Here is an 11,151-nt window from a genome sequence, read left to right on the forward strand (position 1 = left end):
GCCCGAGATGGCCGGGGCCGGAGCGGGGGCAGGCGTGCCTGCGCCCTCGCGCGCCGCGCCCGCGCCGGGCTTTGACGAGAACGACCCGGCAAGCTGGGGCTCGCCCTCGCGCAACGGGCCCTGCCCCTGCGGCTCCGGCGAGAAGTTCAAGCACTGCCATGGGCGGATCTGAGGCGCGCCGCCGCAATTTCGCCCGCATGACTCCCACAAGGGGCCGGCTTGCCGTCGCAGGCCGGCCTTCTGCTTGGCCTAGGCTGGACTTACCAGAAGGGTAAGGATCACGTCATGGCCGTATTGCGCTTTTTCGCCACCGCCGGGGCCTGCGCCGCTGCCGCGCTGGCCATCGGCCAGTTCATGCAGACCGGCGTGTCGCGCGCCTCCGCCACCCCGGTGGCGCTGCCCGAGACCTATCCCGAAGCGCCGATGATGATCGGCCCGATGCCCGAGACCGCCCCACCCGCCGCCATCGCCTTCGACCGGCCGGTGCAGATGCGCGCGCCTGCGCCGCTGACCCGACTGCCGGTGCCCGAGGCCCGCACCGCCTGCGACCTGTCCTTTTCGGCCGAAGCCCGCGCGGGCGCGATGGCCGCCCTGCGTCTAGACGCCCCCTGCGCGCCCGAAGCGCGCGTCGTGCTGCGCCATCAGGGGCTGAGCGTCACCCTCCTCAGCGACGCGCAGGGCCGGGCCGAGGCGCTGTTTCCCGCCCTCGCCGAACGCGCCGTCTTCATGGCCGAGGCCGGTGGCGAGACCGCGATCGCCAGCGTCGATCTGCCCGACATGGCCGAGTGGCAGCGCGTGGCGCTGCAATGGCGCGAGAGCGACGGCGTTTCGCTGCACGCGCTGGCCCCGGGCGGAAAGCCCGGTGGTGCGGGCGACCTCGGCCTCGCGACTCCTGGCACGGCAGGGGCGACGGGGGCCCGGGTGACCGCCCTGGGCCATGCCGCGGCCCCGGCGGCGCGGCTGGCGCAGGTCTATTCCGCCCCGGTGGAGGAGGCCCGCAGCCTGCGGGTCGAGATCGAGGTGACCGAGCGCAATTGCGGCGCTCCGGTGCTGGCCGAGATGGTGCGCAGCGACGGGGTGGGCGGGCTGTCCAGCCTCGACTTCGAAGTCACGCTTCCGGGCTGCGAGGCCCTGGGCGAGCTTCTCGTCTTGCAAAACCTCGGGGCGGAGCTGACACTCGCGGCGAGATGACGCCCGACAGATCCCCCTTCCCCTTTTCAGCGAAGATCCTGCGGCGCGCGGCCCTTTGGGCCGCGCTGGCGCTTGCGCCGCAGACGGGCTGGGCGCAGGAGGGCGAGGGCCAGCTGCGGCTGACCTCGCGCAGCGGCTCGCTGAGCCTCACGGGCAGTTTCCTGGGCTATGACGGCCGCTACCTGCGCATCGCCACCGAGCATGGCGAGCTGACGCTGCCCCTGGCGAGCGTGACCTGCGAGGGCGCGCAATGCCCCGACCCCGAGACATGGGTGCCCGAGCTGCGGCTTTCGGGGGCGGGACGGCTGGGTGAGCTGGTGCTTCCGGCGCTGGTCGAGGGCTATGCCCGCGCCCGCGGCTGGGAGCCCGCGCGCGTCGAGACCGAGGACGGGCACGCGCTCTACAGCCTCTCCCTGCCGGAGGCGGCCGAGGGGGCCGAGGAGGCGGAGACGGCGCAGAGCGCCGGGCGCGAGCGGTTGCGGATCTCGTTCCGGCTGACCTCGACAGAGGACGGCTTTGCCGATCTCTTGGCCAACGAGGCCGACATGGCGATGGCCGAGCGGCTGCTCGGCGCGGAGGAGCTGACTCTGGCGCGCGATGCCGGGCTCGGGCGGCTCGACGCGCCGGGGCGGCTGCAGCTCGTCGGGCTCGATGCGCTGGTCCCGGTGGTGGCGCCGGGGCAGCGGCTGCGCGCGGTCTCATTGTCGCAGCTGTCGCGGCTCTTTGCGGGCGAGATCGCCGACTGGTCGCGGCTGGGCGCCGCAGCGGGGCCGGTGCGGCTGCATCTGGAGTCGGAGACGAGCGGCCAGATGCAGGGCTTCGAGGCGCTGGTGATCGAGGGCATGGGGCGCAGCCTGTCGCAGGAGGTGGTACGCCACGCCGATGCCGAGGCGCTGGCGGAGGCGGTCGCGGCCGACCCCGGCGCGATCGGCATGCTGCCCTTTGGCCGATTGGGGGCGACGCAGCCGCTGGCGCTGAGCGGGCCATGCGGGCTGCGCAGCACGGCCCGGCCCGAAACGGTGGCCACCGGGGATTTCCCGCTGACGTTGCCCTTGGTGCTCTACCGGCCGATGCGCCGCCTACCTGATACGGCGGAGGCCTTTCTCGGCTGGATCGCCACGGCGGAGGCGCAGCTGGTGCTGCGCCGCGCGGGCGTGACCGGGCTGGCGCCGATCCCGATCCCGATCGAGGATCAGGGCGCGCGGCTGGCGGGCGCGGTGCTTTCGGCCGGGGAGGATGTAAAGCTCGAGGATCTGCAGCGGATGCTCACGGCCTTCAAGGGGCACCAGAGGCTGTCGACCACCTTCCGCTTCGAAGCGGGGGAGACGGCGCTCGACGCGGTGTCGCGCAGCCGCGTGGTGCAGCTCGCCCAGTCGATCCGCGACGGGCGTCACAACGGCGATGCGCTCTTGCTTGCGGGCTTCTCGGACGGGCGCGGCGGGCCGGTGGCCAACCATGACCTCTCGCTCGAGCGCGCGACGGCGGTGCGCGCGGCGGTGCTGTCGCTCCTGGGCGGTGCGCTGCCGCCGGGGGTGACGCTCGATGTCGCGGCCTTCGGCGAGGCGATGCCGATGGGCTGCGACGACACCGAGACCGGGCGCGGCATCAACCGCCGGGTCGAGCTTTGGGTGGCGCCGCAGGGTTAGAGCAGCCCGTCGGCGCGAAAGCTGGTCTCGCGCGATTTGCCGATGACGAGATGATCGTGCAGCACCAGCCCGAGCGCCCGCGCCGCTGCCTCGATCTGCGCCGTCACGGTGATGTCGGCCTGCGAAGGGGTGGGATCGCCCGAGGGGTGGTTATGCACGAGGATCAGCGCCGAGGCGTTGAGCTCCAGCGCCCGTTTGACCACCTCGCGCGGGTAGACCGGCACGTGATCGACCGTGCCCCGGGCCTGCGCCTCGTCGGCAATGAGCACGTTGCGCCGATCGAGAAAGAGCACGCGGAACTGCTCGGTGTCGCGATGCGCCATCACGGTGCGGCAGTAGTCCAGGAGCGGCTCCCAGCCCGAGAGCACGGGCCGGGCGATCACCCGGGCACGGGCCATGCGATGCGCCACCGCCTCGACCACCTTGATCTCGGTGAGCACCGCCGGGCCGACGCCGTCAATCTCCGACAGGCGCGGCGCGGGGGCCGCGAGCACGCGGTTGAGATCGCCGAAGGCGTCGATCAGACGCCGCGCCAGCGGCTTTACGTCCTGCCGCGGGATGGCGCGGAACAGCAAAAGCTCCAGCAGCTCGTAATCGGGCATGGCATCGGCCCCGCCCGAGAGGAACCTCTCGCGCAGGCGGCGGCGATGATCGGCCATGTAGGAGGGCACGCGCCCCTTCGGCAGCGGCGTCACCTTGGCCACCTCGTCATGGTCGAAGGGCAAGGGACGCTCGGCGAAGGCGGGGTCGTAATCCATGCCCGCGAGTGTTTCGCGGGCATGGTTAATGCAGGCTTAACGCCAGAGCGGCGCGGGCCCGGCAGGCAGGGACTCAGCCCTTCATCGAATCCCAGAATCCCCGCACGGCGGAGAAGAAGTTCGAGCTTTCGGGATTGTTTTTCTCGCTCGCCTCGTCGAATTCGCGCAGCAACTCGCGCTGGCGCGCGGTGAGGTTCACCGGCGTCTCGACCGCGAGCTCGATGAACATCTCGCCGCGCTGGCCGCCGCGCAGGGCGGGCATGCCCTTGCCGCGCAGGCGCATCTGCCGGCCCGACTGGCTGCCCTCGGGGATCTTCACCCGGGACTTGCCGCCGTCGATCGTCGGCACCTCGATATCGCCGCCCAGCGCCGCCGTCGCCATGGAGACGGGCACGCGGCAATAAAGATCGTGGCCATCGCGCTTGAAGAGCTGATGCTCGGCCACGTCGATGAAGATGTAGAGATCGCCCGAGGGGCCGCCGCGCAGCCCCGCCTCGCCCTCACCGGCAAGCCGGATGCGGGTGCCGGTCTCGACCCCGGCGGGGATGTTGACCGAGAGGGATTTCTCCTTTTCGACGCGCCCCGCACCTTGGCAGGCCCGGCAGGGATCCTTGATGATCTGGCCGATGCCGTTGCAGGTCGGGCAGGTCCGCTCGACGGTGAAGAAGCCCTGCTGCGCGCGCACCTTGCCCATGCCCGAACAGGTCGGGCAGGTGGCGGGCTCGGAGCCGTCGGAAGCGCCCGAGCCCGAGCACTTGCCGCAGGTGACGGAGGTCGGCACCGTCACGGTCTTTTGCATGCCGGCAAAGGCGTCTTCGAGGCTGATGCGCAGGTTGTAGCGCAGATCATTGCCGCGCGCGGCCCGGGAGCGGCCTCCGCCGCCGCCGCGCTGGCCGCCCATGAAATCGCCGAACAGGTCGTCGAACACGTCCGAGAAGGCCGAGGCGAAATCGCCCTGGCCGCGGAAACCGCCCTGGCCGCCGCCCGGACGCGCGCCCATGCCGCCTTCGAAGGCGGCGTGGCCGTAGCGGTCGTAGGCGGCCTTCTTGTCGGCGTCCTTGAGCACGTCGTAGGCCTCGTTGGCGGCCTTGAACTGCTCTTCGGCATTGGGATTGTCTGAATTGCGGTCGGGGTGAAGCTCCTTGGCCTTGCGGCGATAGGCCTTCTTGATCTCGTCGGCGGTGGCGCCCTTAGAGACCCCGAGCGTTTCGTAATAGTCGCGTTTGGCCATGGGATCATCCAACATTCTTGAAACGGAAAGGAGCCGACCCGGTCGCCGGGCCGGCTCCTTGGACTAGAGCTCGCGCGGGGCCTCAGCGGCTCCGCTTGTCGTCGTCCAGATCCTCGAAGTCGGCATCAACGATCCCGTCGTCATCGGCATCGCGCGACTTGGCATCCGCCTCGGCGGGGGCTTCCTCGCCAGCCTCTTCCTGGCTGGCCTTGTAGATCGCCTCGCCGAGCTTCATCGACGCCTCAGAGACGTTCTGGATGCCCGAGCGGATCTTTTCGGGGTTGTCCCCGTCCAGCTCGTCCTTGAGCGCGGCGATGGCCAGCTCGATCGCCTCGACGGTCGAGGGGTCGACTTTGTCGGAGTGCTCTTCGAGCGACTTCTCGGTCGAGTGGATCAGGCTCTCGGCCTGGTTCTTGGCCTCGACCAGATCGCGGCGCTGCTTGTCGGCATCGGCGTTCTCTTCCGCCTCGCGCACCATCTTCTCGATGTCCTCGTCGGTGAGACCGCCCGAGGCCTGGATGGTGATCTTCTGCTCCTTGCCGGTGCCCTTGTCCTTGGCGCTCACCGACACGATGCCGTTGGCGTCGATGTCGAAGGTCACCTCGATCTGCGGCATGCCGCGCGGCGCGGGCGGGATGTTCTCAAGGTTGAACTGACCCAGCATCTTGTTGTCCTGGGCCATCTCGCGCTCACCCTGGAAGACCCGGATCGTCACCGCGTTCTGGTTGTCCTCGGCGGTCGAGAAGATCTGGCTCTTCTTGGTCGGGATCGTGGTGTTGCGGTCGATCAGGCGGGTAAACACGCCACCCAGCGTCTCGATGCCAAGCGACAGCGGCGTCACGTCGAGCAGCACCACGTCCTTGACGTCGCCCTGCAGCACGCCGGCCTGGATGGCGGCACCCAGCGCCACGACCTCGTCGGGGTTCACGCCCTTGTGCGGCTCCTTGCCGAAGAACTTGGTCACTTCCTCGATCACCTTGGGCATGCGGGTCATGCCGCCGACGAGAACGACCTCGTCGATCTCGGAGGTGGAGATGCCGGCATCCTTGAGCGCCGCCTGGCAGGGCTTCATCGAGGCCTTGATCAGGTCGCCCACGAGGCTTTCCAGCTTGGCGCGGGTCAGCTTCATCACGAGGTGCAGCGGCGTGCCGGTCTTGCCGTCCATCGAGATGAAGGGCTGGTTGATCTCGGTCTGCTGGCTCGAGGACAGCTCGATCTTCGCCTTCTCGGCCGCCTCCTTCAGGCGCTGCAGCGCCATCTTGTCCTGGGTGAGGTCGGTGCCATGCTCCTTTTTGAACTCCTCGGCGAGGTAGTTCACGATGCGCATGTCGAAGTCCTCGCCGCCGAGGAAGGTGTCGCCGTTGGTCGACTTCACCTCGAACAGCCCGTCATCGATCTCGAGGATGGTGACGTCGAAGGTGCCGCCGCCGAGGTCGTAGACGGCGATGGTCTTGCTGTCCTTCTTGTCGAGGCCGTAGGCCAGCGCCGCGGCGGTCGGCTCGTTGATGATGCGCAGCACTTCGAGGCCGGCGATCTTGCCCGCGTCCTTGGTCGCCTGACGCTGGGCGTCGTTGAAGTAGGCGGGCACGGTGATGACGGCCTGCGTCACCTCTTCGCCGAGATAGGACTCGGCGGTTTCCTTCATCTTCTGCAGCGTGAAGGCGGAGATCTGCGACGGCGAGTACTTCTCGCCCTTCACCTCGACCCAGGCGTCGCCATTGCCGCCGTCGACGATGGTGTAGGGGACCAGCTTGCGGTCCTTTTCGACCGCGGCGTCGGACATGCGGCGGCCGATCAGGCGCTTGACCGCGTGGATGGTGTTCGACGGGTTGGTGACGGCCTGCCGCTTGGCGGGCTGGCCGACGAGACGCTCGTCGTCGGTGAAGGCGACGATCGACGGCGTGGTGCGCGCGCCTTCCGCGTTCTCGATCACGCGGGGCTGCGAGCCGTCCATGATCGCGACGCAGGAGTTGGTGGTCCCGAGGTCGATGCCGATTACTTTAGCCATGTTCAAAACCCTCTAGCTCTAGGCGGTTTTCCGGTGCGGACCCGTTGAGGCATCTGCCCCGGACAGGAAAGAAGCGACGGAACTGGAGCCCGCCGCGGATCACTGGGCTATATAGGGAGGGCGTTTTCGGGCTGCAACTGGCAGCGGTGGTGCGAGAGTGCCATTTTCTGATGCGGATGGAACCAAAGCCAGGGGAAGGCACATGGGCGAGCCCGAGATCGACCTGCGCGGGGTGCGCGTGCGCCCCGGCTTCATCGAGGCCGGAGCGCAGGCGGCCATGCTCGCCGATCTGCGCGAGGTGGCCCGCGCCGCGCCGGTGATGCGGCCCGTGACCCGGCGCGGGCCGATGAGCGTGCGGATGACCTCGGCCGGGCGGCTGGGCTGGGTCGCCGATCGGCGCGGCTACCGCTACGAGGCCACGCATCCCGAGACGGGCGCGCCCTGGCCGCCGATTCCCGAAAGCGTTCTGGCGGTCTGGCGCGCGGTGGCGGGCGTGCAGGTCGATCCAGACAGCTGCCTCGTGAACCTCTACCGCGAGGGGGCGAAGATGGGGATGCACCAGGATCGCGACGAGGGGGATTTCGGCTTTCCGGTGGTGTCGATTTCTCTGGGCGACGAGGCGCTGTTTCGCGTGGGCTCGGTCGAGAAGGGCGGCAAGACGACCTCGCTCTGGCTGCGCTCGGGCGACGTGGCGGTGATGGGCGGTGCGGCGCGGCTGGTGCATCACGGTATCGACCGGGTGAAGGAGGGCTCCTCGGTGCTGATCCCGGGCGGCGGGCGGATCAACGTCACGCTGCGCGTGGTGCGGTAGCTAGCGCCCGGCGCCCCAGCTGACCGAGGCGCGCTTGCGGGTGAAGAACTCGGCCATCATGCCGATCGCCACCAGCGCCAGCCCGACCCAGAGCGGGTAGAGCGCCGAGGTGAAATGCGGCGTGTAGTTGAGAAAGATGTAGCCCCGCGCCTGGTCGATCGCGTGAAACAGCGGGTTCCAGTCGAACACGGCGAGCATGTAGCCGGGCAGGGTATTGGCGACGAACATCTTGCCGGAGGCGATCATGTTGGTGCGCGAATAGACCGAGACGCCGATCTGCGTGAATTCCGGCAGCCAGGGCTTGATCGCCATGAAGATCATGCCGACCCCGACGCCCGAGAACCACGACACCAGCAGCATCGCCATCGCGCCCACCGGGTCCTCGATCACCACCGGCGTCACCAGCACGTGGTAGAAGAACAGCACGACGAGAAGCGACAGCACCTGGATGTAGAGCGATCCCAGCGCCGCCGCCGAAATGGTCACCGCGGTGTTGAGCGGCGCGTGTTTCATCATGGACGAAGCGGGCCCGTCGGCCTTGACCACCGCGCCGACGGCCTTGGTATGGGTGAGAAACAGGAAGATGCCCGACATCAGGTAGAGCAGGAAATCGCCCCTGAGGCCCGCGCCGCGCGCGCCGATCAGCGCGAACATCAGGTAGAAGGCCAGCACGAAGATCACCGTCTGCGCGATGTTCATCGCCAGCCCGGCCAGCGCGTTGCGGTGGCTCTTGCGGATCTCGCGCACGGTGGAGTGATAGATCAGCTCGGCCATGCCGGCGGCCCGGCGTCCTGTGCTGCGGGGGCGCTCGCCCTGGAACATCTGACCTCGCTCTGCGTACGCCCGAGGGCGACGAATTTCTTGCCGATCCCCGGAGGGAATACCATAAGGATAGCGCCCCGATCCATCAACATCGCATGAAGCGCATGGCGATTTCGGGGCGGCACAAGGTCAAGGGGACGATTGTCATATGGATTTCGGCAGGCTGACGCAGGTGATGCGCACACTCGCCATCGAGGCGGGCGAGAAGATCATGGAGATCTATGACGGTCCCGAGTTCGACGTGCGCGCCAAGAGCGACGACAGCCCCGTCACCGCCGCAGACGAGGCCGCCGACGCGCTGATCTCCGAAGGGCTGCGCGCGGCCTTTCCCGATCTGCCCCTCGTCACCGAGGAGCAGGCCGACAGCCACGGCCAGTCCGTCTCGACCTTCCTGATCGTCGACCCGCTCGACGGCACCAAGGAATTCGTGCAGCGTCGCGGCGACTTCACCGTCAACATCGCGCTGGTCGAGGACGGGCAGCCCACGCGTGGCGTCGTCTATGCCCCGGCCAAGCAGCGGCTGTTCTACACCGATGCCTCTGGCGCCACGGTCGAGGAGCAGGGCCCGTTCGACGCGAACACGCCCGGCACCACCGCGCCGATCAAGGTCGGGGCGCCCGGTGCCGCGCTGCGCGTCGTCGCCTCCAAGAGCCACCGCGATGCCGCGACCGACGACTACATCGGCAAATACGAGGTCGAGGACATGAAGAGCGCGGGCTCCTCGCTCAAGTTCTGCCTCGTGGCGACGGGCGAGGCCGACATCTATCCGCGTCTCGGACGCACGATGGAGTGGGACACGGCAGCGGGTCACGCGGTGCTGGCGGGCGCGGGCGGCAAGGTCGTGCGTTTTGATGATCACAGCGTCCTGGGCTACGGCAAGCCGGGCTTCGAGAACCCGTTCTTCATCGCCCATGCGCCGGGCGTGGATCTGGCGAAGCCCTGATGTCGGTGCTGATCGTCATCCCCGCGCGCTACGCCTCGACCCGCTATCCCGGCAAGCCTCTGGTCGAGCTGACCGGGGCGACGGGCGAGGCGCGCAGCCTCGTGCGCCGCTCGTGGGAGGCGGCGCGCGAGGTCTCGGGCGCCCCCCGCGTCGTCGTGGCCACCGATGACGCGCGCATCCGCGACCATGCGGCGGGCTTCGGCGCGGAGGTGGTGATGACCTCCGAGGCCTGCCGCAACGGCACCGAGCGCTGCGCCGAGGCCTTCGACAGCTTAGGCGGCGGTTTCGAGATCGTGGTGAACCTGCAAGGCGACGCGCCGCTGACGCCGCCGTGGTTCATCGAGCGGCTGATCGAGGATCTGCGCGATCACCCGGTGGCCGAGGTCGCGACCCCGGTGCTGCGCGCCGACGCCGCCGCCCTCGCGGGCTTTCGCGAGGATCGCCGCGCGGGCCGCGTCGGCGGCACCACCGCCGTCTTCGGCGCCGACAACACCGCGCTCTACTTCTCCAAGGAGGTGATCCCCTACACCGGCCGTGAGGATTACGGCGCGGGCGAGGAGACGCCGGTGTTCCATCATGTCGGCGTCTACGCCTACCGCCCCTCGGCGCTGGCGGCCTATGGCCGCTGGCCGCAGGGGCCCTTGGAGACGCTCGAAGGGCTGGAACAGCTGCGATTCCTCGAACGCCGGGTGCCGGTGCTCTGCGTCGAGGTCGAGGCGCGCGGGCGGCAGTTCTGGGAGCTCAACAACCCCGAGGACGTGCCGCGCATCGAGGCGATGCTGGCCGAGATGCAGGTGGCGTGACGCCGATCCGCGTCAGCGTCGTCATCGTCAGCCGCGACCGTCCCGGCGCGCTCAGGCTGTGCCTGACGGCGCTGGCGCAAAGCCGCCACCCCGGCTTCGAGGTGGTGGTCATCACCGATGCCGAAGGCGAAGCGGCGCTGGCGCCGTGGGGCGACCGGATCCGCATCCGGCGCTGCGAGGAGGCCAACATCGGCATTGCCCGCAACATCGGCATCGAGGCGGCGGCGGGCGAGGTGGTGGTATTCCTCGACGACGACGCTCTGCCCGAGCCGGGCTGGCTTGCCGCGCTGACCGCCCCCTTCGCCGACGAGACGGTGGCCGCGGCGGGTGGCTTCGTGCGCGGGCCGGGGCATCTGGGCTGGCAATGGCGCGCACGCGCGGCCTTTGCCGACGGCAGCTGCCGCGAGCTGGCGCTCGAGGATGACGCGCCGGTGGTGCTGCGCGGCAGGCTGGGACGCGGCATCAAGACCGAGGGCACCAACATGGCGGTGCGCCGCGGCGTGCTCACCGCGATGGGCGGTTTCGATCCGGCCTATCGCTTCTATCTCGACGAGACCGATCTCAACCTGCGGCTCGCCGCGCAGGGTGCGTGCACCGCCATCGTGCCGCAAGCGCAGGTGCATCACGGCTATCTCGCCAGCCCGCGCCGCCGCCATGACCGGGTGCCGCGCGACCTGGCCGAGATTGGCGCCAGTCTTGCCGTGTTCCTGCGCCGCCATGGCGCGCGGCTCGACGGCAACGCCCGGATCGAGGCCGAGCGCGCGGCGCAGCGGCGGCGCCTGCTGCATCACATGGACTGGGGCCGGATCGCACCGGGCGATGTGGGGCGGCTGATGGCCGGGTTCGACGCGGGTGTCTCGGAAGGGCGGCTGAGGCCGCTGCCGCGGCTGACCCCGCTGGACGAGCCGCCGCCCGCCTTCGCGCCGCTGCACGAGACG

11 protein-coding genes are annotated in these 11,151 nt (G+C 69.5%); 7 read left to right on the forward strand and 4 right to left on the reverse strand.

What is annotated here, in order from left to right; all coding sequences use genetic code 11:
- The 3 genes from NHG85_RS04715 to NHG85_RS04725 all read left to right on the forward strand — a co-directional run.
- Window positions 1-172 (forward strand): SEC-C metal-binding domain-containing protein (locus tag NHG85_RS04715; RefSeq protein WP_253330317.1); only part of this gene is annotated, 172 nt, incomplete at its 5' end.
- 113 nt (window positions 173-285) lie between these two features.
- Window positions 286-1,191, forward strand: coding sequence for a hypothetical protein (locus tag NHG85_RS04720; protein WP_253330296.1), 906 nt, complete (start codon window positions 286-288; stop codon window positions 1,189-1,191).
- Window positions 1,188-2,837 (forward strand): phosphate ABC transporter substrate-binding/OmpA family protein, encoded by a 1,650-nt coding sequence (locus NHG85_RS04725; protein WP_253330298.1) that lies wholly within the window; start codon window positions 1,188-1,190, stop codon window positions 2,835-2,837. The genes NHG85_RS04720 and NHG85_RS04725 overlap by 4 nt, the downstream gene beginning before the upstream one ends.
- Here NHG85_RS04725 and radC read toward each other — a convergent pair.
- From radC to dnaK, 3 genes are all read right to left on the reverse strand, one after another.
- Window positions 2,834-3,595, reverse strand: a complete 762-nt coding sequence (gene radC, locus NHG85_RS04730; protein WP_253330300.1) for a RadC family protein — start codon at window positions 3,593-3,595, stop codon at window positions 2,834-2,836. The two genes, NHG85_RS04725 and radC, sit on opposite strands and share 4 nt — an antisense overlap.
- Before the next feature lie 73 nt (window positions 3,596-3,668).
- Complete coding sequence (gene dnaJ / locus NHG85_RS04735; protein WP_253330302.1) at window positions 3,669-4,826, reverse strand: molecular chaperone DnaJ; 1,158 nt, start codon at window positions 4,824-4,826, stop codon at window positions 3,669-3,671.
- A gap of 82 nt (window positions 4,827-4,908) precedes the next feature.
- Window positions 4,909-6,834, reverse strand: a complete 1,926-nt coding sequence (dnaK, locus tag NHG85_RS04740; protein WP_253330304.1) for a molecular chaperone DnaK — start codon at window positions 6,832-6,834, stop codon at window positions 4,909-4,911.
- Between the two features lie 202 nt (window positions 6,835-7,036).
- Here dnaK and NHG85_RS04745 point away from each other — a divergent pair, with 202 nt between their 5' ends.
- Window positions 7,037-7,645 carry an alpha-ketoglutarate-dependent dioxygenase AlkB family protein gene (locus NHG85_RS04745; RefSeq protein WP_253330306.1) on the forward strand — a complete coding sequence of 203 codons (609 nt, stop codon included), beginning with the start codon at window positions 7,037-7,039 and terminating at the stop codon, window positions 7,643-7,645.
- Here NHG85_RS04745 and NHG85_RS04750 read toward each other — a convergent pair whose 3' ends face one another.
- Window positions 7,646-8,467 (reverse strand): ABC transporter permease, encoded by an 822-nt coding sequence (locus tag NHG85_RS04750; protein ID WP_253330308.1) that lies wholly within the window; start codon window positions 8,465-8,467, stop codon window positions 7,646-7,648. It lies immediately after the preceding gene.
- 148 nt (window positions 8,468-8,615) lie between these two features.
- Here NHG85_RS04750 and cysQ point away from each other — a divergent pair, with 148 nt between their 5' ends.
- The 3 genes from cysQ to NHG85_RS04765 form a co-directional block, all read left to right on the forward strand.
- Entirely contained in the window at window positions 8,616-9,410 is a 795-nt protein-coding gene (gene cysQ / locus NHG85_RS04755) for a 3'(2'),5'-bisphosphate nucleotidase CysQ (protein WP_253330311.1), read from the forward strand.
- Window positions 9,410-10,213, forward strand: a complete 804-nt coding sequence (locus NHG85_RS04760; RefSeq protein ID WP_253330313.1) for a 3-deoxy-manno-octulosonate cytidylyltransferase — start codon at window positions 9,410-9,412, stop codon at window positions 10,211-10,213. Before cysQ ends, NHG85_RS04760 begins: the two co-directional genes overlap by 1 nt.
- The coding region (locus NHG85_RS04765; RefSeq protein ID WP_253330315.1) for a glycosyltransferase family 2 protein at window positions 10,210-11,151 on the forward strand (942 nt) is incomplete at its 3' end. The genes NHG85_RS04760 and NHG85_RS04765, both read left to right, overlap by 4 nt.

The sequence above is a fragment of the Limimaricola litoreus genome (genome assembly GCF_024159025.1).
GTDB classification, from domain to species: Bacteria; Pseudomonadota; Alphaproteobacteria; order Rhodobacterales; family Rhodobacteraceae; genus Limimaricola; species Limimaricola litoreus.